We start from the raw sequence: 20728 nt of genomic DNA, 5'->3' as shown, positions 1-20728 counted from the left end.
AGCCCAGTATCCGGCTGTCTCGTGCAAGAAGCCAGAGATGTCTCGCCGGCGGGACAGGGAACGGCTTCTCAGCGACCGCAGATAACGCGTATGCGACGCAGCCACCGGTCCCCCTCTTCCGCTCCCGAACCGCGCGTCCGGCCGTGCAGGAACTGTGCATTGTCAAAGAGGAGCAGGCCGGCGCGCGTCCAGCGCACGCCACGCACGTGACCTTCCCGGTAGCAGCCGAGCAGCAGCGCGATGAGGGCGGAGGTCACGTCCTCGGCCGACACGGACGGATCGGCGCACCGCCAGCCGACGTCGCCGGTGAAGTCCCGGAAACTCAGCACGTCTCGCCCGGCCTCCCGCCGGAGGATCGGAGTGTCCGCGGCGTCGTCGAGGGTGAGTGCGCGCAGCACGTCGAGTTGCGCGTCGGTCAGCCCCGCCAGCACGGAGGCGCTCGACACCAGCAGTGTCTGGAGACCATGACCCGGGGCCGGTGCCCGGACGCAGGCCAGCACGATGAGGTCCGGCCTGTCGGCCGCGGGCCGTCTGCTGGCCTCGGTGTGGAGTCGGAGCGACCGGAGGCTGAAAGGCTCCGAGCTCACGTCCGCCGGGGACTCGCGCGAGTTCCGCATCTCCAAGACGACCTCCTCGCGCACCCTGGAGCGCACCGCGGGATCGTGCTCCGGAATCGGGGTTCCGATCGCCTCTGCGAACCGGCGGAGCTCCCCGCACTCCGGGACCCGGTCGAGCTGGTACCAGAGGGCGCCGCGGCGCCGGGCCAGCGCGGCGACGTCGTGCGGCCGGGCGAGCAGCTCCGTGACCATGGCGGTGCGCCGGGTCAGCCCCCGTGGTTCGGGGAATCCGCCGAGGCGGTCGAGGATTGCGCTGCGGGCGGCGTCGATATCCGCATTGCCATGAAAAGCGCCGTGCACCATGGACGTCTCCTCGGAGAAGCGAATCGGTCACTATAACCTTGCCGCGCTAATCACCGGTTGTCGCAAGAAAACGTCATAGACGGCATCCGCTCCGCCATGGCACGCTCGGTCATCAAACGATCTGACCCACCCGGGGGAATTCGTGACTTGGCAAGCTTCGCTGCCGTATCCCTCCCCGCCGACGCCGTCCGGCGCCGTGTTGCGGCCTTTCGTGGACGACCGGCTGAGGGAAGTGGCGGAGCGCGCAGCCGATCCACGCGACCCCATCGAACTGCGTGATCTCTACATCGGCAGGATCGAAGCGGAACTCGGGACCGCCGCCGTGCATGGGCAGGCGCTCGCGCGGTGGCGGGCCAGCCGCCGGCGTCGTACCGTCGATCCCGTGGACCTCCTGTCGGAACCGGTGTTCATCCGGTTCGTCAAGGAGCTGTTCAATTTCTACTTCCGCGATGACCTGTACGGTCGGCTCAGGCATGACGGGACGGTCATCCTCTCCAGCGGTGCGGCGGACGAGACCTGCTACGGCCTGCCGACGGCGCTCAAGGACTGTGTCCGGCAGGCGTTGGACCGGGACTGGTACGGCTACTCTGACTCGCGCGGCCGACTGGCCGTCCGGGAGGCCATCGCGGCGTACCACAACGCCAGAACCGAGAACGCCGTCTACACGGCTGACCGAGTGTGCGTCGTCCAGGGCGGCACTTCCGCGATCAACGCGGTGGTCGACTTCCTTGCACTGAACCGAGCAGCGAGCCTGGCGCGGCCGACGGCCGCGGCGCTGTGCGGGATCCCGAACTACCCGCCCCTGGTCGAAGCGGTGAGCAGGCGCTTCCCGACACGGTTGGTGCCGCTCGCCGCCGCGGACGGCCGCACCGACCTTAGCGGGCTGATCGAGGCGATCACACCGGATGTGCCGCTCGTGCTGCTCCAGTCGGTGACCAATCCGACCGGGACGGCGGTGAGCGAGGACGATCTCGCCCGGCTGCTGGCAGCGGCGGGCCCGGCGACCACGATCATCCTCGACGAGTGCCACGAGTGCCTCGGCCCGGTCGAACCGCACGGCCAGGCGCGCACCGACCCGCGGGTGATCCGGGTGCTCAGCATCAGCAAGCCGTTCTCGGCGCCCGGGCTCAAGGTCGGCTGGATCCTCGCGTCCGCCTCGTTCGTCGAGGACTTCTACGAGTACTCCTCGACTACTCACGGTGGCCCGGCCTCGCTGTTCTACCTGCTCGTCGAGACCCTGGCGCGGTTCGAACGCTGGACGTGCGAGGGGGTCGATGAACCGGGAACCGAACAGATGGCCGAATGGGATCCCGCCTATGGCCTCGATCACGCTTCGGTGGCGGTCGCGTACCGGGAGTACCGGGCAGAGCGGGTGGCCAGGGAGCGGAGCCTGACGGGCTTGCGCGATGACGCCTACGCGAGGTTGCGCGATGCCGGGCTGAACGTGGTCCTCCCCGGCTACTCTTTCAACCTGGCCGTGTCCGCCGACCACTGGCCCGACGGCTACCTGTACTTCCGGCAGTTGCTCGCCCGGCACGGAGTCTCGTTCCTGCCCGGAATCCTCACCTATGCGCTGGGCGGCAGCTGGGTCCGGATCACCACCGCTCGCCCGGCGCACGACGTCGAGACCGGGATCCGCCTGCTGACGTCGCTTGCGGGATGAATGCGAGGCGGGCCCTAGAGCCGGCCCGCGGGCTCAGAGAGCCCATGTCATGCCGCGGAGCAGCCCGTTCCGCCCCGGGAGTTGGCGGACGGCGTGCAGGGCGCCGGTGACGTACGCCTCGGAATCGGGCGTGGCATGCTGAAGCTCCAGGCTCTCGGCACCCCGGTGGAGCACGGCTCGGACCGCGGAATATCGCCCACCCTCGCGGATGGACCGCACCTCTGTCGGCAACCCGGCAGCCCGGCAGATCCCGGCGAGTGACGCGGTCGTGTGCAGCGGCGCGTGAACGTGCGGCCCGGCATGGTCGATGAGTTCCACGCGATCGGCCCAGGGCGCGGCCCCGGCCAATGACCGCTCCAGGAGCGCGCAGGTCAGCGAGAGGTTCGGCACCCAGGCAAGCGCCTTCCCGCGCGTCCGCGCAAGGGCCTCCAACGCGCCCAGCGAGCTCTCGGTCCCGGCCGAGGTGGCTGCGAGCAGGACATTGACGCCCTGATCCAGGGCGGCGGTCGCGTGGGCGATCCCGGCCCTGGGCGTGGTCACGTCCACGAGAACGTCGGCGCCTGCCCGCAAGGCCGTTTCGGTGTCGGCGCTGATCCGGAGCTCGATGCCGCTCCCGCGCACGGCTTCGGCGCCGGATCCGGCTCCGAGCGCCGCGGTGAGCGGCATGCCCGCACGGGACCTGGAGGCCACGCCGGTGAGCCTCAGCCCGGGATCGTGGAGGACGGCCTGGACGATGGGCGTGCCGAGCCCGCCCATCCCGGCCACGCAGACGCGGATCACCGGGGCCCGAGCACGAGAGAAAAGCCCAGTTCGCAGTCCTGCCGATGGACGAGGGCGAACCCGGCCCTCTCAGCGTGGACGAGCACCTGGTCCTCGGTGGCCCATAGAGAGTCGAAGCCGTCGAGGTGGACCAGGCGGGTCTCCGGATCGATCCGGGACGGGGTGAGTCCCCATGCCGGGTAGCAGTCGGCGGCGAGGTCTAGGTTCGCGAAACCGCCGATGTAGAGCGCGCCACCCGGTCGCAGGATTCGCCGCGCCTCGACGAGCGAGCGGTCGCGGACGCGCCCCAGGAAGATGCCGAACGTCTGGTACGGGATGAGCACCCGATCGACGCTGGAGTCCCGCAAGGGAACCCGCCGGACGTCGGCGAGCAGGCCGCGAAGATTGGCCAGCCCCTCCTCCTCGGCGAGGAGTGCCATCAGCCGGACGGGTTCGGGCGCGGAGTCCAGTCCCAGGAACCGGGTGGTGGGAAACTCCCGCGCCCCCGGCAGCAGGGACCGGCCGATGCCGCTGCCGAACTCGATGACCGTTCCGGCCTGCGCGGCCAGCTCGCGGATCAGCCGGGTCTCCCCGATCACGAACTCGCGGTCGGCGCGCCGGTGCGGCGGCAGGCCGGCCTCGTCGGCGGCGACCAGCGACGCGAAGTGCTCGAGCCTGGCTCGGTCGGCGGTGTTCCACACCTCATGCGCGGACCGCTTCAAGCGCCGATCACCTCGCGTCCGAAAAGCTCGATCGAGCGCAGCACGTCCTCGTGGCGCATCCCGGCGGCGAACATGTGGCAGGCATACTCGTCCGCCGGGAACTCCCCGCCCCATTCCTCGATACGGGCGATGATCTGCTCGGGGGTTCCTACGGCGAAGTTCAGCCGGTCGAGCAGCTCATAGTGGACCGGAGTGCCCACTTCGCCGTCCCAGCGGACGCCGAGGTCGTCGTTGGCGTAGCGGACGACGGTGCGTCGCGTCCGCTCCAGCGCCTCCCGCTCGGTGTCGGCGACGAAGACGAACCGGAGTGAGATGATCGGGCCGCGGGTGCCGCCGGGGGCGTCCAGGTAGCTCTGCACGAATTCGGCCCTGGCCTCCGCTCGTGCCGTCCGGGGGACGAGCAGACCGTAACCGCGGCGCGCCGCCTCCCCGGTGAGGCTGCGCCCGGTGAGGGACAGCAGCTCCCGGGCGGGCCGGGAGGGCGGCGGCGCGACCGAGATGTCGTTGAGCTCGTAGAAGTCGCCCTTGAAGTCGATATGGCCGGCGTCGAGCGCCTGGCCAAGTATCTCAAGCGTTTCCAGCGTGCGCGGAAGTTTGTCGGCGGCGGGAACGCCGAAAGCTTCGAGTTCCTTCTCCTTCTCCTTTGCCCCGGTTCCCGCGCCGATCCTCAGCCGACCGTTGGACGCGGCGTCGAGATAGCAGATGTCCTCGGCCAGGCGGACCGCGTTATAGTGCGGAAGCTGGGTGATCGCGGTGCCGAGGAGCAGCCGTTCGGTTCGCCCGCTCAACCGGCTCAGGAACATCAATGGCGTGGGCATGCAGCCGTATGTGCCGAAATGGTGTTCAGCAATCCAAAGGCCCAGGAATCCCGCCTTCTCCGCGGCGATGGCCTGCTGTTCGACGTGATCGAAGATCGTTGGGAACGAGGCGCCGGGAGGATAATCCCAGTTGCAGAAGAGCGAGAAACGCAATGTTCCCCCTTGAGTCGGCACGACGATCGCGTGCGCAACTCTAACCGATGCGTCACGACGGTGGGTCACTCGAATACGCGACACGCGTGGATCTTGCATGCTGGGTGGCCCCCCATACGCTGAAAAGGTCTCGTCGCGCCTCTCGGGCCGGGGACAGGAACCGGAACGAGGAACGCATCGCGGTGGAGACCATAGGAAAGACGTCCGGTGCGGGGGAGAGCATTCTGCGGCGCCTTGAGGTTCGCAGAGTCGTCAACGCCACCGGGCACAGAACTGTGCTCGGCGGGTCGCGAATGGCCGAGTCCGCGGTCCGCGCGGCCGTCGCGATCTCGGCGGAGTTCGTGGACATGTTCGAACTCAACGCAGCGGTGTGCCGCAGGCTCGCCGAACTCACGGGCAACGAGGCGGCCCTGGTCACCAATGGGGCCGCGAGCGGGTTGATGCTCGCCGTCGTCGCGGCGATGGCCGACGACACGGTCGCGCTCGAACGTCTGCCGCGCAGACGGCCCGCGCGGCACACCGTGCTGATCCACCGCACCCACCGAACCCCTCTGGACCGGTCGATCGAGCTGGCCGGCGCCGAGATCGTCGAGTTCGGCAACGCTGTCGAGACGACCTGTGCGCACCTCGAGGCCGCGCTGGACGAGCGCACCGCGGCGATCGTCTATGTGGCGGACGGCTACTACCGGAGGGGCTCCCTCGATCTTCCGACCGTGATCGCGGCGGCGCGGCGGCACGGGACTCCGGTGATCGTCGACGCGGCGGGAGAGCTGCCGCCACCGGGCAACCTTACCGCGTTCACCCGCGGTCATGGCGCCGACGCCGCTGTCTTCAGCGGTGGCAAGGACCTGCGTGGTCCGCAGGCGTCCGGGCTGCTCCTGGGCCGGGCGGCACTGATCGGGACGGCGCGGCAGGCGGCCTTTCCGCACACCGGCATCGGCCGGCCGATGAAGGTCGGCAAGGAGGAGTTGGTGGGCTTGCTGGCCGCGGTCGAGGAGTACGTCACGGTCGACCACGAAGCCCGGGCGAGACGATCAGCGGAGATCATTCGAGGTTGGGCGCAACGTCTGGCCGACCGTCCGGGGGTCGACTGCGCGATCGACGCGGACCGTGCTTTCCACGGCCTGCTCATCCGCCTGTCGAGCCCGGTGACGGCCACCGCGGCGGAGGTGCGCGATCAGCTGATGGCGGGGGATCCGGCGATCGCGGTGGACTTCGTCCAGGGCATCAGCGGGCTGCGCGTCACCGCGCATCTGCTGACGGACGCCGAGGCGGAACTGGTGATCAACGCACTGGAGAGGGCGCTGGACGAGAACGGCCCGGCCGCCGTGGAGGGAGACACGTGACCAAGACGGAGTCGGTTCGGTGGCTCGTGGTGGGCCTTGACGGCGCTTCGTACAACGTCCTCGACCCGCTGATCTCCGACGGCGTCGTGCCGACGATCGCACGACTGGCCGCCACTGGCAGGCGGCTCGGTCTCACCGCGGTGCAGCCGTGGCAGACGCCCGTGAACTGGACGTCCTATGCGACGGGGGTCAATCCCGGTGGGCACGGGATCTATGGCTGGTGGCGGCCCAGCCCGCTCACCGGGCGGATGGAACCGGCCAGCGGCCGCGATGTCGATCTGCCGAGGTTCTGGGAGATCATGTCGGCGGCCGGCCACACCGTGGGCGTGGTCAACGTGCCGATGACGTTCCCCGCGCGGCCGGTCCGGGGCTTTCTGATAGCCGGCCTCGACTCGCACTTCCAGGCACCGGAGCGGGATCCGCTGCTGAGCTGGCCGCCGGGGATCCCCGATGGGCTGGCCGGTGAGGGCCTGGCCTACCGGGTGCTTCCGGAGCTGTCCGCGGACTCCTCCCTCGACGAGGTGCTCGATCGCTGGGCGGAGGTCGAAGAGGTCCGGCTGGCGGCGACGGCCCGGCTGGTGGAAACGCATTCTCCGGAGTTCCTGCAGGTCAATCTGTTCGGCACCGACTATGTCGCGCATCGCACCCCGGCAGGCCACCCCGCGCGGGCCCGCGCCTATGGCGTTGCGGACCGGTTCATCGCCGGGCTGCTCGAGCTGACCGGTCCGGAGACGAACGTGCTGCTGGTCTCCGATCACGGCTCCGCTGACATCACCGACCTCGTCATGATTCACAACGTTCTGCAGGACGCGGATCTGCTCGCCTTCCTGCCCGAGCTCGCGGTTGAACAGGTACCCCATGTGCTAGGGCTTCCACCGGACGATCCGGCCTGCGCGGCGCTCGTCCGGCGGCTCCGCACCGAGGGTGCGCGATATCGGCGCGCCATGTACGAGAAGTGGCGGGACGCGCATCCCGGGTGCAACGTCGGCTTCTCGACCATCGACTGGGATCGGACCAGCGCGTTCTGCGTCTCGGACTACGGCCAGGTGACCGTGAACCGCGTGCGCGGAGGCGGCGCGGCGACGTCCGGGAGAGAGGTCGACCGGGTCCGCGGCCTCGTCTGTGAGGCGCTGAACGCGCTGGAGCGGGACGGCGCCCCCCTCGTCGCACAGATCCTTCTCCGCGAGGACCTCTACTCGGGACGGCACTCGCAGGACGCGCCGGACATCACGCCCGTCCCCGTGACCCGGGATGCTTACTGGAGCCACGCGTACGTCTTCTACACCTCCGGCGAGTCGCGCAAGATCGTCCGGGTCGCCGACCTGGTCGATCCGTACCGGATGGCTGCTTTCGGCGACCACCACGAGACGGGGATCCTCATCGCGTCCGGACCTGATGTCGTGCGCGCGGCCGAGCCTTCGACCGCGTCGATCCTCGACGTCGCGCCGACCCTGCTCGACCGGTTCGGCGTCCCCTCGCCCCCGTATTTCGAGGGCGTCCCGCTGGCCGATCTGTTCGGTGGTGTTCGGCCCGCGCCGATGTCCGGCCCGCCGGCGGCCCCGGACTCCCGAATGGGCCTCCAGCAACGGCTCAGCTCACTCGGTTACCACATCTGACCCACCGAGAACTCAAGGTGATCATGGAGTCGCAACAGGACATCGTCGCCGGGCTGTCGGCCGCGTTCACACATGAGTCGCTCACGGTCGCGCGGTACCTCTCCTTCGCGCAGACCGCCGAGATCGAGGGCCGCGCCGAGGCCGCGGCGGCCTTCCAGGAGATCGCCGAAAGCGTGGCCTGCGCCGTCCAGGGCCATTTCGACCTGCTGCGCGACCTGGAGGACCCGCTGACGGGGCTGCCGCTGGGCGGGACCGGGATCAATCTGCGCGCGGCCGTCACCGCGGATCTCCAGGCGATGATCGAGATGTACCCGCGGCTTGCGCGGATCGCCCACGCGGCGGGCCTCGCGGACGTGGCGAGCTGGCTGGAGACGCTGACGATGCTCAAGCGGTCGCATGCCGCCCGCCTTCGGCGCCTGACCGAGGACCCGGTCGGCATGGCGAGCACGGGGGAGGCCGGCTGACATGGCCTACGACCCTTCATCCATCGTCGTCCTGTCGGACATGGAGTCCGTGCGTCGCGCCCCTTCGATGTACGTGGGGTCCACCGGAGCGGCGGGCCTGCACCAACTGGTCTACGAGCTGATCGACAACGCGGTGGACGAGGCCGCCGCCGGGTACTGCCGGACCCTGTCGGTCATCGTCCACGCCGACGGCTCGTGCGAGGTGGCCGACGACGGCCGGGGCATCCCCGTGGACGCCCACCCCGACACCGGTCGGCCCGCCTGCGAGGTGGCGCTGACCACGCTGCACTCCGGAGGCAAGTTCGAGGGCAACGCCTACGGGGTCTCGGCGGGGCTCCACGGGGTGGGCCTGGTGTGCGTGAACGCGCTCTCGTCCAGGCTCGACCTCAGCGTGCGCCGTGACGGCAAGCTGTACCGGCAGTCCTACGCCGGGGGGCGCCCGCTCGGTGACGTCGTGCCCGCCGGAGAGGCGGAAGGCCACGGCACGACGATCCGCTTCGTGCCGGATCCCGAGATCATGGAAGTCGTCGATGTGTCCGCCGAGACCCTCTCGGCCCGGTTGGCGGAGATCGCGTACCTCCAGCCGGGACTGCGGGTGACGTTCACGGACGAGCGCACGGGTCTGCACAGGGTGATGCGCGGCGAGTCGGAGGTCCGCGGCCTCCTGGAGGAACGCAGGGGGGATGCCGTTCCCGTCCACCCGGAGCCGATCGTCGTGACCGCGGGAGACGGCGAACTCTCGGTCCAGGCCGCGTTCCAGTGGACCGAGGGATACGCCGAGAAGATCTGGAGCTACGTCAACACCGTCCGCACCCAAGACGGCGGCGACCATGTGGACGGGTTGCGACTGGCGCTGACGGAAGCACTCCTGGCCTCCGCCGACACCCCGGCCGCGGCGGAGATGACCGTGCCCGACCTGCTGGAGGGCCTGGTCGCGGTCGTCTCCGTCCGGACGGCTCGCCCGCAGTTCGCGGGGCAGTCGAAGAGGCTCCTGGCCAAACCGGAGATCGGCGCGTTCGTCCGGGACGAGGTCGGACGCGCCTTCGCCGGGATGCTCACCGCCGACCCGGGGCTCGGCCTCCGGGTGCTCCGCCGCGCGTCGGAGGCCGCGCGGGCCAGAGCGGCGGCGAGGCTCGCCCGGCGTCCGTCCCGGTACGAACGCCGGGAGATCGAGGTCGACTACGAGATCTACCGGCGGCAGTTCGGCATCCGCTCGGCGGACTGGCACGACTCCTGCGCCTGGCTCACCGACGAGGGGCTGCTCAACAGCCACGTGGAGCTCTGTGACGTGCCCGCGGACGCGAGGATGCTCGACGTCTGCTGCGGCAGCGGGGTCGTCGGCGGGGCCTTCCAAGGCCGCGTCGGTGAGTCGGTCGGCCTCGACATCACCCCGGAGATGCTCCGGCTCGCCGCCGACCGGCTCGATGTCGTCGACCAGGGCACCGTCTACGATCTGCCGTATCCGGACGCCTCCTTCGACCTCGTCGTCAACCGCGAGGTGCTGCATCTTCTGCCCGGGCCGGAAGGACCGGTGTCGGAGATCTTCCGAGTGCTGCGCCCCGGCGGGCAGTTCATCGTCGGGCAGATCATGCCGTACTCGGACGTGGACGCGTACTGGATGTACCGGATCTTCAAGAAGAAGCAGCCGCTGCTGTTCCAGATGTTCGGCGAGGAGCAGTTCCGGGACCTGCTTCTCGGCGCGGGGTTCGGCGACCTGCGGATGACCACGCACCACCTGTGGGAGTCGATCGACCAGTGGACCGACTCCCATGAGACGACCCCGCGGCACCGCCAGGAGATTTACCGGCTGTTCTACGACGCGCCGAAGGAGGTCCGCGCCGTGCATCCCTTCGAGATCGGCGCCGACGGCTCGGTTCGCGACTGCTGGCGCTGGTGCGTCTACTCGGTCCGGAAGCCGGTCTCGTGACCGCGCCGACCGCCGAGATCCGTCCCGCCACCGTAGCTCGGCTGACCGAGCTACGGGGCGCGCGGGGTCCCGCGGTCGCCGGTTTCACCTCCCGCGTTCGAGAACTGGTCGTCGTGGCGTCGAGTTCTCGCGGCGGCTCCAGCATGCTCGCCGACCTGCTCAGGGAGTCGGACGCGCTGGTGCATCTTCGCGCCGAGCTCAATCCGTTTCTGCGGCTCGTCGGGCTCGGCTGCGGCGAGAACGGCGCCGGCTCCGACCGGCTCGGCCCCGGGGACCTCGCCGCTCTCGACCCGGGCCGACGCCGCTTCCTCGACGCCGAGCTGGCCCTGGACACGGGAGCGCCCGCCTCCACCATCGGGGACCCGGAGCGGTTCGCCCATGACGTCGCGTGGCGGGTGATCGTCCAGTGGCCCGACATCGCGGTCTCCCCGCAGACGGTCGTCCCGGCTGTTCGGCGGGTCGTGCGCCGTCTCGTCGGGGCCGACGGCCGGCTGGACGATCCGGCCGGCTTCCTGGTCGCGCTCGTCGCCGAGCTGAGAGCCGCCGGGCTGCCAGTCCGGACGTCCGCCTACGACCTGCCTGCCACGATGCGCGAGAGGCGCGGGGGAGGGGAGGCGCCCAGTCGCCGGCTCGTCGAGGAGCCACCGTTCATCCTGCCCCGCGCTTGGCGGACGGCCGCGGAGGCCGATCTGGCGCAGAAGCCGCTCGTGGTCAAGACCCCCAGCAACGCCTACCGGCTGCCGTTCCTGCGGGCGCTCTTCCCGCACGCGAGGATTCGGGTACTGCACTTGACCCGCAATCCCGCCGCCGCCGTCAACGGCCTGTACGATGGCTGGCGCTATCCCGCGTTCCACTCCCACCACGTGGACGACCCCCTCGACATCGCCGGATACAGCGAACTGCATCCGGACAACCGCTGGTGGTGGAAGTTCGATCTGCCTCCGGGTTGGGAGACGCTGACCCGCAGACCGCTGCTCGAGGTCTGCGCAAGCCAGTGGCGTTCGGCGCATCGGGCGATCCTCGCCGACCTGGCCGAGGGCACGATCGACCACCTGCGGATCCGGTTCGAGGATCTGGTGGCCGGCGGAGAGCCCAGGATGCGGACGATGACCAGGCTCGTGCGGTGGCTCGGTATTCCCTGGGAGGAGCCTTTGCGCACCACAGCGCGTCTCGGGATCCGGCCGGTGAGCGCGACCGCGCCGCCCCGGGCCCGGCGGTGGCGGGACCGTGGCGCGCTGGTGCGTGCCGCCCTGGACGAGGAGACCATGGCGCTTGCCGAAGAGCTCGGCTACTCCGATGAACGCGACTGGCTCTGACCGGTACCCGAGCACCCTGGGCGGGCGGGGCTGGGCGGGCAGGCCCGCGACGCACGGCGGCGACGTGAGCGCGGGGGTGATCTGGCTGCGCTGCGGTCAGCGGTCCGAGACCGGCGCGCTCCGCCGGGTCCTGCTCGCCCGTCCTCCGCGCAGCCTGGGTCTGATCGAGGACCATGCGCGGGCGCTCGTCCTTGACCGGGTGGACGTCGCCGCCATGCGTGCTCAGACGGACGACATCGCTGCGTCGTACGAGCGCAACGGCGTCACCGTCCACGTGGCCGACGTCCCCGAGACGGCACCACCGAACATCGTGTTCATGCGGGACCTCTTCTTCATGACGGCAGACGGTGCCGTGCTCGGCCGGATGGCCTCCGCGGCGCGGTCGGGCGAGGAACGGCACGCCGCCGCCGCGCTCGCCGGTCTCGGCGTCCCCATCCTGCGGACCGTCGCCGGGGCCGCCACCTTCGAAGGCGCGGACGCGCTCTGGCTCGCCCCCGACTCGGTCGTCGTCGGCACGGGATTTCGCACCAACCTGGCCGCGGTCCGGCAGCTCCGGGAGGTCCTGCGGGAGCAAGGCGTCCGGGTGCGCATGGTGCCGCTGCCCGCGGGAGTCCAGCACCTGCTCGGAGTGGTCGTTCCGCTCGGCCGGGGCCTTGCCGCAGTGCACTCCGCGGCAGCCGGAGCCGGGCTGCGGACGATCCTGCGGGCGCACGGCCTCACACCGGTGGAGATCCCGCCCTGCCCCGACCTGCTCGATGCCCGGGGCATGAATCTTGTACCGCTGGAGCCCGGACGGGTACTGATGCCCGCCGGGGCTCCCGTCGTGCGCGACGCCCTCGCAGCCGAGGGCGTCCATACCGAGGAGGTGGCGATCGGGGAGTACGTGAAGGCCGCCGGCGGCATTGGTTGCCTCACCGGCATTCTGTGCCGCGACGGCGAAACCGAGAGAGGGGCGTCTCCGGGTCAGGGATAGACCGACGGATCATCCAGCGGCACCTTCAGCCACGAGATCATCTGACGGAGTGTGTGGTAGGCGGCCAGCCGGCCGGCATCGGAGTCCTCGGCCTCGGCCGCCGCGATCGGCTCCCAGAGCCTGGGCACCATGACGGGACCGAGTTCCAGCAGGCCGCCACTACCACCGGACGCCCATCGCGCGAGCACGTACCGGGTGATCGCACCGACCGGGATGTCGAGGTTGCGCGACATCCCGGTGATCGTGGTCAGCGGGTCCAGCCTCCCGTAGAGCTGGACCTCGGCCTTGAAGTTCGCGTGCGGGTCGTCTTCGAGCCAGAGCCCGCGCCACCGGCGCAGCCGGACCACGGTCTCGCCGTCCTCGTCGATCCACCAGTCCTCGCTCATCCCGCTGTTCCCACCGCGGCGACGAACAGCATGTGGTCGACGTAGCGGCCGTCGACCCGCCCCACCATGTGCCTTTCCCGGAAAGCGGGGGACGCGCCCGCGTACACCGCGCGGATGGCGGCCCTCCGCGCCGCGTCTATGGCCCCGTTGTCGGCCCAGACGTCCACGTCCTCGGCCGAGGTGCGGCTCTCCACGGTGACCGGGTCGCACCCCGCGTCGCGAAGGAGGCGGGGGAGGTCGTCGGGCAGGAAGAAATGCCGCCGCACCGGATTGCGGAGCCGGAGAATCTCGAAATACTCCTCCTGGTCCTCGGGACCGTACGCGCAAAGGTTCAGCAGCACGATTCGGCCACCGGGACGGGTCACCCGCGCCATCTCCTGGACGGCGTCCGGCAGGTCCATGAACTGGATGCCCTGGCGGCACACCACCACGTCGAAGGACCCGTCCTCGAACGGGCTCTTCTCCGCCGGCGCGAGCACCAGGCGATCGACGTGCGGCCGCGCCTGTTCGGCCATGTCCGAGGTGATGTCCATCCCGGTCACATGGGCGGCCCGGTCCCGGAACGCCCGCGCCACCAGCCCGGTGCCGCAGGCCACGTCCAGCACCCGGTCGCCCGGAGCGGGCGCCGCGAGCCGGACGGTCATCTCCGCGAGTTCCTCGTCCGTGCACCAGGAACTCGACCGGTCGTACTTGGCCGCACGGGCCGAGAAGTGTCGCACGACATCCTGCTTGCCGATGGTCATTCCGCTCCTCTCATCCGGGCCGCGGCCTTCAGCCGCAGTCGACGCACCAGGACATCGCGGCGCCAGCGGGCCAGGACGTTCGCGTCCGTCCGCAGCGATCGCCACTCGACCCGGCAGCGCAGCGACGCCTCGCGGAGGGCGAGGCTCGCCGGAGAGGGCCGGGCTCCGCCACGGGGAGGCGACTCCGGCCGATAGCCGAGTTCGCGCATCAGGGGGCCGGCACCCGCTTCAACCTGGCGCAGCTCGTTCGGGGCCAACTCCCGTCGGAACCGGCCCACGCTCCGGTCGCCGATGGCGAGGCCAGTGGCCCGCCACGAGCCGGCGGCACCGGCGAGGCGGTGCGCCGCCGCCGAGCGGTGGTGCTCCAGCATCGCGGGCTCGAAGGGCTCGTCGAGGAACGCGCACAGCTCCGTGAGCCGGCCTTTGGGATCCGCGACGAGTTCCTCGTACCGCAGGAGGTGCACGACGCCGGGGCCGAGCCGGTTCCGGGCGGCGAGGGCGGTCGTCTGCTGGCGGCGCCAGAGCAGCCCCGTCCGGTAGGGATGGCATGGACCGAAGACCGAGTGCTTCGCCGACGCGGCGACGTCCCGCGGATCCCGGACGAGCCAGATGAAGCGGGCGTCCGCGCACACAGCGCGCAGGTCGTCCACGTAGTCCACGTTGAACGTGCTCTTACAGCCCCACCGCGCCTTGCCCGCGGCCTCCCGGTACTCGTCGTGGATCCCCGCGACCAGCGCGGCGAGGCCGGCCTTCGCCTCGGCGACCACCCGGGCCTCGTCGATCGGATGGTCCCACGGGTGGATGTGCGCGGAGAGCAGGCGGAGCGCGTCACGTGCGAGGGCCCACCGGTTCCGCTCGTCGTCGAGCGGCCCGTAGGAGCCGACGATCGGCGTCAGATAGTGCAGGAAATGCGGAGGGTGCGGCACCGCGATACGCGGATGGGCGTTGAGGATGAGTCGTAGAAGGTTCGACCCCGAACGTTCGGTGCCGATGATCAGGATCGGGTCGCTGGTCGCTGCCATGGTCTAGGCGCCGGCGAGGGCGCCGCCCAGATTCTTCGCGCCGCAGGTCAGCAGCGCGCTGCCCGCCCTCGCGACCTCCCGGTCGGCCACGAGGTCGAGGACGAATCTCTCCGAACCCGGGACGAGCGGGGCGCCGGCCGAGCTGAAGGAGGACCGCCACCCCTTGCCGCCGTAGGCCGTCGACCGCTCCAGGCCGTCGTACTGCTGCGGCTGGTAGTAGTTGAAGTGCTCGGGCCAGTGCCGGAAGTCCATCACCGGCCCCGGCTGGTAGGAGGCGTAGACCCGCTCGTAGGCGTCCCGGCAGGCACGCTCCGGCAGGCCGCTGACGTTCAGGAACTCGTCCTCGTGCAGCGCCTGCTCGATGGAGAGCCAGTTCAGATGGTCGAGTTCGCTGCGCATCAGTCCCTGGTCGATCGACTGCCGGTACACGGTCGTCCCCGGCATCGCCGACAGGTACTTCACCCTTGTCACATGGTTGTAGGTCTCGGCGAACTCCACCATGTGGTTCAGTGACTCCTCCGTCTCGTTCGGCAGCCCGACGATCAGAAGCGCGCCGAAACGAATGTCGGCTTCGAATGTGGTCCGCATGGCCCGGACGGTGATGTTCTCCGAACTCCCCTTCCTGGCCTCGCGCAACACTTCGGAGCCGAGCGACTCGACCCCGTAGAGAATGATGTCGCAGCCCGAGTCGTGCATCGCCGCGGCTCGCTCCGCGTCCATGTCGGCGCACCGGGTCAGGCACGTCCAGCGCAGGTCGTGGTCCTTGATGACGTCGCACAAGGCCAGCGTCTGCTTGCGGTAGGAGCTGAAGGTCAGGTCGACGAAGAACGAGAACTCGATCCCGTACTGGTTCTTCAGCCAGGCGAGGTCACGGTCCATCTTCTCCGGGGACTTCGCGCGGACCTGCGGTGTCGTTCGGTAGCAGAATGAGCAGTCCATCTTGCAGCCGCGGCTGTAGGAGGAGATGATCTGCGGCTGGAGCCCCTGCGGGCTTCGCGCCTGCGGCCACAGATCGAGACGCATGCGCGGCAACGAGTCGAGGTCCGGCATCTGCCCCCGGGGCCGCGTGGACGTCGCCCGCCCGCCCTCGCCGCGGTACCAGATGCCGCGGATGTTCGGCAGGTCCTGTGCCCAACGGCCCGCCGCGTAGGACTCCAGCAGTTCCAGAACGGTGATCTCGCCTTCACTGATCACAGCGATATCGCAGGCCGTGTGCGTCATGAACACCTTGGGGACGGACGTCACCAGTGAGCCGCCGCAGATGATCGGGACGTCCGGCGCCGCATCGCGCACCCTCTCCATGAGCTCGCGGCAGAACGGGAAGTTGTCCTCGAAGGTGCAGACGCCCAGGACATCCGTTCCAGCCATGACCTGCTCGAACGCGGACTGCAGCGGGTCCGGCGTGTAGCGGACGTCCACGATCCGCACGGGATAGCCGGCGTTGTGCAGGACGGTCGCGATGTACGTGGCCCCCTCATAAGGCGAGGTGAGGAAGAACTCCCAGCCCCGCGGCATGGTGAACGGAGAGGGGCCGACCACCAGGGTGAACCTCGGCAAGGCCGGATCCGTCGGGACGGGGGTCTCGTCCTGCTCGCGCATCTGCGCCATGTACCGGGCGTCCACCGCTTCGGTGGCGTCCGCGTAGAGCACGGGGGAGAGGGAGAGTTGGCGAGGCATGGAGCCTTCTTTCCTAGGGTGCGGAATCGGGCCCGAGGATGGTCGTTCGGGCCGCCTGTTCGTCGGGGTCGGAGTTCAGGTCGTAGTAGCCGACCTCGTCGCCGCCCACCTGCCAGATGACCTTCTGCCGATGGACCCCGTCGTCCAGGCGGAGCGAGCGGAGCGGATGCAGGCCGGCGCGGTCCGTGCGCTCCTCGGGGAAGTGGGTCTCGGAGTACGCCGCGGGCCTGGTGCCGGGCGAGGAGGCGCCTTCCAGCAGCGGTCGCAGGGACAGCCCGTCGGACGCCTGCGGTTCGAGGCCGAGCAGGTCGAGCACGGTGGGCATGATGTCGACCAGCCGCACCTGGTCGGGGACCTCGACGCCCGCCCGGACACCGGGCCCGCTGAAGATCAGCGGTACGTGCTGGGTGGCGTCGAAGAGCAGGCAGCCATGTCCTTCCTCCTCCGGGTGGCCGCGGTCTCCCGCATGGTCGTTGGGGTACCAACCGCCGAGGTCCTCGCCGTGGTCGGAGAAGAGGACGATGAGCGTCGCGGCGGGGTCGTGGCCCGCGTCCGCCAGGCGCTGCAGCAGGCCCTGGAGGTGGTGGTCGGAGTAGGCCACCTCCCCCTCGTAGGGATTGCGGGTCTGGACCCCCACGTCCTCTGGGGGGTCGTACGGCCAGTGGGCGTCGAAGAAGTGCGCGAACAGGAAGAACGGTGTGCGCTGGGCGGCGAGCCAGTCGCCGGCGCGTCGGGTGACGACCGGCGCCCGCTTCAGTGCGAGTCCGCGCATCTTGACGTCGCCGACGGTGAGTGGGTCACGTCCGTCGGGCAGTAGGGGGATCTCGTCATCGTAGAAGTCGAATCCCCGGTCCATCCCGTACCAGCGGTTCAAGCCCGGGCAGGAGACGACGGCCCCGGTGCTGTAGCCCGCTCCCCGCAACAGTTCCGCCAGGGTGGGCACGTCCTTGCGCAGTTGTTCGCGCAGCAGGTGTCGGATTCCGTGTCGCGGTGGCTGGAGACCGGTGAACACGGTGGCATGGCTGACCGGTGTGAGGGGGCACGAGGAGATGGCCTGCCGAAAGGTCACCCCGGATGCCCGCAGCGCTTCGATGCCTGGCATTCTGCCGTTGTAGGCGACGTCGGCCCGGACGGTGTCTAGTGAAACGAACAAGATGTTGGGTTGCACGCCGCCCCTTCATCGAACCAATCATCGAGGTGACGATAACCGGGTGCGACCGTCTCCCACGAGAACATGGTCTGTCCCGAAATCCAGGGACAGTTGAAGGGACGGTCCTGTCCCGGCTTTACGTGACAGTCGTCATATTCGACCGCCCTTATAGTTGAGCCTTGTTCAATCTTCGGAAGCCGGCGAGAACGGTCTAGGTTGGCGGGGTAAATGACTGCACCCATCGCAAAAGTGGCGATCGATGCTTTTCGGGACCAGGGTTTCCTGGTGTTGGAAGGGTTCTTCGAAGGGGACCGGATGGCCGATCTCGCTGCTGCCGCGGACCGGCTCTACCGGCATTCTGGCGACGAACTCGTGCACACTTCCGAGGGGGAGCTTCAGTCGATCTACGGGATCCACCGGATTGACGGCTCGCTGCCCGGTCTGCTGCGGCAGAGCGGGCTTCTGCCATTCTGCGAGGAGATCGCCGGCGGGCCCGTCTACATCTTCCAATCGCAGCTGCACGACAAACCGATGTCGAGCACGGTGCTGTCGTGGCATCAGGATTTCTATGCCTTCAGCCGGTTTGATGGACTAGCCGATCCGCGCGGCCTCAGCGTCGCCGTCTTTCTGGATGAGATACGCGCGCATAACGCGCCGATCTCGGTCATTCGCCGCTCGCATCGGAAGGGCGTGCTCACGGCCGAGCGGACCATGGCGGTTCCCCGGGGGCCTGCCGGCGCGCTCCCCGCGGGGGAATCGCCGGACCAGGATGGCAAGCACTATGAGATCGACACTGCGCGGGTAGCCGAGCTGGCGCACACGCAGGGGGTGGAGACCATCACGGGCCCTGCCGGATCGGTGCTGTTCATGGACCTCAACCTTGTGCACGCCTCCGGGGTCTCGCTGCTGCCGGAACGCCGCGCGGTGCTCCACTTCTCCATGGTCTCGGTTGAGGTCGGCTGCCGTGATCCGCAGCGTCCCGAGTTCGTCGCGACCCGGACGGTGGTCCCGCTGTGACCGGTGCGTCGACACCGGCCGCCGCGCTGACGAGCATGCAGGCGGACCGGTTGGCCAAGGACGCCTTCTACTGGAGCACGGGACGCACGCCGGCGCCGCACAACGTCCATATCGCCCTGGACGTCCATGGCCCGTTCGACGCCGCCTGGTTCGAGGACGCCTGCGGATGGGCACTGGGAGCGCACCCGGCGTTGCGCCACCGCTTCCGCCTTGAGGACGGAGCGTGGATCCAGGAGGAGACGCCGTCGGCGGAGGTGCCGTTCGCGCTGACAGAGCCGCACCCGGGGGAGCCGCTGCATGAGTTCCTTCACCGGATCGCCTGCACCCGGTTCGAGCTGGACCGCGGCCTGCTGTTCCGGGCGGGGCTCTACCCCCGCGGGGCTGAGGACCAGGTGCTGATTCTCGCCGCCGAGCACCTCGCCGCAGACGGCTGGTCGCTTGATCTCGCCCTCGACACGGTGACCGACGCTTATGCGGGCATCCGCCGCGAGCCGGTGCCCGGCCGCTCGTTCCTCGGTTACGCGCGGGCCGAGCACGAAAGGCTCGACCGGTACCGGCCGCCCGCCTGGGTGGAGGCGTTGAAAGGGGCGGCCGGTCTGCCGTTCAGCGAGCCTCCGCTGGCCCGGCCGGTTCCGCCGCACCGCTCCGCTCTCGTCCACTCCGCGTCCCTCCCGCTGGACCCGGGTATGCGAGCGGAACTCGCCGGACTCGTCAGCGGATGCCCCGCGCCGTGGTCGGCGGTGATGGTCGCGGCGGCGCACCGCGCCGTCGCCGAGATCGACGGGCGGGACGAGGTCGTGACCATCTCGCCGATCGGCAATCGGGACGCCGCGGACCTGCGGACGGTCGGCTGGTACGCGAACATGATCCCGCTCCGCTCCACCGCCGCCGAGCGCGCCTCACCGGACTTCCTCGAGCTTGTGCGCGACCGCTGGCTGGAGGCGATCGACCCGCCCAGTCCGCCGTTCTGGTGGGTGATGGAGCGGCTCTTCGGACACCGCAGCGACCGCGATCCCCGGATGCTCTGGATCTGGGTCGACACGATCATCCCGCCGGATCCGCCGCCGCCGAAACGGTGGCCGGAACTCACGGTCGCGCCGCGGCCCGCACCGATGTCGACCCACGCCCTCAGTTTGGGCATCGAGTTCACCGTTGGCACGGAGAAAGGGGAACTGACCGCGATCGCGCGTCGGGATCGCATGCCGTCCGGGGACCTTGAGCGGATTCTGCGGGCGTGCGCTTCCGCGCTCGCCGGGCTGACCACCGCGGCGTCGTGATGAAGCCGTGACTTCCGTATGCGGGGCCGGGCCGTCCCGCCGGCGAGACAAGACCGTGCTAGCCGCTTCCGGCCCGGCCGCCAGCGCAAGGAGAGGGAGACCGATGATCGAGTCGTCGAGCCCCAGGGTCGACGGGGCACCGGTCCGCAAGCGGCCGCCGGTCCGGGCGGGACGAGGCCCGGCGCGGCCCGTGGTGAACCGGTCGGCGCTGACGCGGCGGACGAGCCTGTCCATTCAGGGGGCCATATCGATTGAGACATGGAAACAGATCGGCGAGCAGATATTCCGGATATCGGATTCTTCTGCGTGGTGGCTCGGAGACTGGCTCGTCTACGGGCAGAACCGCTACCCCGAGCGCTACAAGCGCGCGATAGACGAGACCTCGCTCGACTATCAGACGCTGCGCAACTACGCCTGGGTGGCGCGCCGGTTCGTAGCGTCCAGGCGACGCGACGAGCTCAGCTTCCAACATCACATGGAGGTCGCGTCGCTGTCCCCGGACGAGCAGGACCAGTGGCTAGACCGGGCCCGGGCGCAGCGGTGGTCGCGCAACGAGTTGCGGGCGCGGCTGCGCGCGGCGCGGATGCGGCCCGCCACTGCCGAGGGTCCGGCCGCGGTGATCCAGATCGACGCCTCGAAGGAACAGCGTGCGCGCTGGGAACGCGCGGCGGACAGCGCGATGTGCGATCTGGGCGAGTGGATCCAGCACACGCTCGACCAAGCCGCGGAGCACGGTCTCAGTGCGTGACCTGCTCCGAACCCTCTCGTGAGAGGCGTCG

At 69.8% G+C, this 20728-nt stretch carries 19 protein-coding genes; 10 read left to right on the top strand and 9 right to left on the bottom strand.

The genetic code is table 11. The annotated features are described in order from the left end of the window. Positions 1–68 precede the first annotated feature (68 nt). Complete coding sequence (locus tag SM611_RS04120; protein WP_371947449.1) at positions 69–920, bottom strand: TauD/TfdA family dioxygenase; 852 nt, start codon at positions 918–920, stop codon at positions 69–71. 211 nt (positions 921–1131) lie between these two features. On the opposite strand from SM611_RS04120, the gene SM611_RS04115 reads away from it, so the two are divergent. Further along, entirely contained in the window at positions 1132–2583 is a 1452-nt protein-coding gene (locus SM611_RS04115) for a pyridoxal phosphate-dependent aminotransferase (protein WP_371947448.1), read from the top strand. A 33-nt stretch (positions 2584–2616) separates the two neighbouring features. Here the strand turns inward: SM611_RS04115 and SM611_RS04110 are convergent, their stop codons facing one another. The 3 genes from SM611_RS04110 to SM611_RS04100 are packed head-to-tail and all read right to left on the bottom strand — an operon-like array spanning position 2617 to position 5035. Beyond that, positions 2617–3348 carry a 4-hydroxy-tetrahydrodipicolinate reductase gene (locus tag SM611_RS04110; protein WP_371947447.1) on the bottom strand — a complete coding sequence of 244 codons (732 nt, stop codon included), beginning with the start codon at positions 3346–3348 and terminating at the stop codon, positions 2617–2619. 11 nt (positions 3349–3359) lie between these two features. Continuing rightward, a complete protein-coding gene (locus SM611_RS04105) occupies positions 3360–4064 on the bottom strand; it encodes a class I SAM-dependent methyltransferase (protein WP_371947446.1) in 705 nt (234 codons plus the stop codon). After that, positions 4061–5035, bottom strand: a complete 975-nt coding sequence (locus SM611_RS04100; RefSeq protein ID WP_371947445.1) for an LLM class flavin-dependent oxidoreductase — start codon at positions 5033–5035, stop codon at positions 4061–4063. The genes SM611_RS04105 and SM611_RS04100 overlap by 4 nt, the downstream gene beginning before the upstream one ends. Before the next feature lie 47 nt (positions 5036–5082). Here SM611_RS04100 and SM611_RS04095 point away from each other — a divergent pair, with 47 nt between their 5' ends. From SM611_RS04095 to SM611_RS04070, 6 genes are read left to right on the top strand one after another with little or no spacing between them, the layout of a single operon-like run. Next, on the top strand, positions 5083–6381 hold the full coding sequence (locus SM611_RS04095) for an aminotransferase class V-fold PLP-dependent enzyme (protein ID WP_371947444.1): 1299 nt from the start codon (positions 5083–5085) through the stop codon (positions 6379–6381). Beyond that, positions 6378–7997, top strand: a complete 1620-nt coding sequence (locus SM611_RS04090) for an alkaline phosphatase family protein (protein ID WP_371947443.1) — start codon at positions 6378–6380, stop codon at positions 7995–7997. The genes SM611_RS04095 and SM611_RS04090 overlap by 4 nt, the downstream gene beginning before the upstream one ends. Before the next feature lie 23 nt (positions 7998–8020). After that, positions 8021–8461, top strand: coding sequence for a ferritin family protein (locus tag SM611_RS04085; RefSeq protein ID WP_371947442.1), 441 nt, complete (start codon positions 8021–8023; stop codon positions 8459–8461). Between the two features lies 1 nt (position 8462). Continuing rightward, the gene (locus tag SM611_RS04080; protein WP_371947441.1) at positions 8463–10388 is read left to right on the top strand and encodes a methyltransferase domain-containing protein; all 1926 of its coding nucleotides are present in this window, start codon (positions 8463–8465) and stop codon (positions 10386–10388) included. Then, on the top strand, positions 10385–11704 hold the full coding sequence (locus SM611_RS04075) for a sulfotransferase family protein (RefSeq protein ID WP_371947440.1): 1320 nt from the start codon (positions 10385–10387) through the stop codon (positions 11702–11704). The genes SM611_RS04080 and SM611_RS04075 overlap by 4 nt, the downstream gene beginning before the upstream one ends. Further along, positions 11685–12677 carry a dimethylarginine dimethylaminohydrolase family protein gene (locus SM611_RS04070; RefSeq protein ID WP_371947439.1) on the top strand — a complete coding sequence of 331 codons (993 nt, stop codon included), beginning with the start codon at positions 11685–11687 and terminating at the stop codon, positions 12675–12677. Before SM611_RS04075 ends, SM611_RS04070 begins: the two co-directional genes overlap by 20 nt. On the opposite strand, the gene SM611_RS04065 is transcribed toward SM611_RS04070, so the two are convergent. Genes SM611_RS04065 through SM611_RS04045 form a run of 5 tightly spaced genes read right to left on the bottom strand, consistent with a single transcriptional unit; the run spans position 12668 to position 17673 of the window. Further along, entirely contained in the window at positions 12668–13063 is a 396-nt protein-coding gene (locus SM611_RS04065; RefSeq protein ID WP_371947438.1) for a DUF6027 family protein, read from the bottom strand. The genes SM611_RS04070 and SM611_RS04065 overlap by 10 nt on opposite strands. Then, on the bottom strand, positions 13060–13806 hold the full coding sequence (locus SM611_RS04060; RefSeq protein WP_371947437.1) for a class I SAM-dependent methyltransferase: 747 nt from the start codon (positions 13804–13806) through the stop codon (positions 13060–13062). The genes SM611_RS04065 and SM611_RS04060 overlap by 4 nt, the downstream gene beginning before the upstream one ends. Then, positions 13803–14828, bottom strand: a complete 1026-nt coding sequence (locus SM611_RS04055; RefSeq protein ID WP_371947436.1) for a sulfotransferase family protein — start codon at positions 14826–14828, stop codon at positions 13803–13805. The genes SM611_RS04060 and SM611_RS04055 overlap by 4 nt, the downstream gene beginning before the upstream one ends. Before the next feature lie 3 nt (positions 14829–14831). After that, positions 14832–16505 (bottom strand): B12-binding domain-containing radical SAM protein, encoded by a 1674-nt coding sequence (locus SM611_RS04050; protein ID WP_371947435.1) that lies wholly within the window; start codon positions 16503–16505, stop codon positions 14832–14834. Positions 16506–16518: 13 nt separating this feature from the next. Beyond that, on the bottom strand, positions 16519–17673 hold the full coding sequence (locus SM611_RS04045) for a sulfatase (RefSeq protein WP_371947434.1): 1155 nt from the start codon (positions 17671–17673) through the stop codon (positions 16519–16521). A 210-nt stretch (positions 17674–17883) separates the two neighbouring features. Here SM611_RS04045 and SM611_RS04040 point away from each other — a divergent pair, with 210 nt between their 5' ends. From SM611_RS04040 to SM611_RS04030, 3 genes are all read left to right on the top strand, one after another. Next, positions 17884–18672: a phytanoyl-CoA dioxygenase family protein gene (locus SM611_RS04040; protein WP_371947433.1), complete on the top strand. Its 789-nt coding sequence runs from the start codon at positions 17884–17886 to the stop codon at positions 18670–18672. Continuing rightward, positions 18669–19949: a condensation domain-containing protein gene (locus SM611_RS04035; protein WP_371947432.1), complete on the top strand. Its 1281-nt coding sequence runs from the start codon at positions 18669–18671 to the stop codon at positions 19947–19949. Before SM611_RS04040 ends, SM611_RS04035 begins: the two co-directional genes overlap by 4 nt. 103 nt (positions 19950–20052) lie before the next feature. Then, a complete protein-coding gene (locus SM611_RS04030; protein WP_371947431.1) occupies positions 20053–20697 on the top strand; it encodes an LmbU family transcriptional regulator in 645 nt (214 codons plus the stop codon). Positions 20698–20728: the final 31 nt, after the last annotated feature.

Origin of the sequence: Actinomadura monticuli (genome assembly GCF_041463655.1) — a bacterium.
Classification (GTDB): Bacteria; Actinomycetota; Actinomycetes; order Streptosporangiales; family Streptosporangiaceae; genus Spirillospora; species Spirillospora monticuli.
The sequence above is the reverse complement of the archived record's forward strand: the minus strand, read 5'-3'. Positions and strand labels throughout refer to the sequence as shown.

Excerpts from the sequence above, each read along its gene's own strand:
- SM611_RS04040 (WP_371947433.1), top strand. The coding sequence starts at position 17,884 with ATGACTGCACCCATCGCAAAAGTGGCGATCGATGCTTTTCGGGACCAG.
- SM611_RS04060 (WP_371947437.1), bottom strand. The coding sequence starts at position 13,806 with ATGACCATCGGCAAGCAGGATGTCGTGCGACACTTCTCGGCCCGTGCG.
- SM611_RS04055 (WP_371947436.1), bottom strand. The coding sequence starts at position 14,828 with ATGGCAGCGACCAGCGACCCGATCCTGATCATCGGCACCGAACGTTCG.
- SM611_RS04030 (WP_371947431.1), top strand. The coding sequence starts at position 20,053 with ATGATCGAGTCGTCGAGCCCCAGGGTCGACGGGGCACCGGTCCGCAAG.
- SM611_RS04070 (WP_371947439.1), top strand. The coding sequence starts at position 11,685 with ATGAACGCGACTGGCTCTGACCGGTACCCGAGCACCCTGGGCGGGCGG.
- SM611_RS04050 (WP_371947435.1), bottom strand. The coding sequence starts at position 16,505 with ATGCCTCGCCAACTCTCCCTCTCCCCCGTGCTCTACGCGGACGCCACC.
- SM611_RS04085 (WP_371947442.1), top strand. The coding sequence starts at position 8,021 with ATGGAGTCGCAACAGGACATCGTCGCCGGGCTGTCGGCCGCGTTCACA.
- SM611_RS04120 (WP_371947449.1), bottom strand. The coding sequence starts at position 920 with ATGGTGCACGGCGCTTTTCATGGCAATGCGGATATCGACGCCGCCCGC.
- SM611_RS04095 (WP_371947444.1), top strand. The coding sequence starts at position 5,083 with ATGCGTCACGACGGTGGGTCACTCGAATACGCGACACGCGTGGATCTT.
- SM611_RS04065 (WP_371947438.1), bottom strand. The coding sequence starts at position 13,063 with ATGAGCGAGGACTGGTGGATCGACGAGGACGGCGAGACCGTGGTCCGG.
- SM611_RS04080 (WP_371947441.1), top strand. The coding sequence starts at position 8,463 with ATGGCCTACGACCCTTCATCCATCGTCGTCCTGTCGGACATGGAGTCC.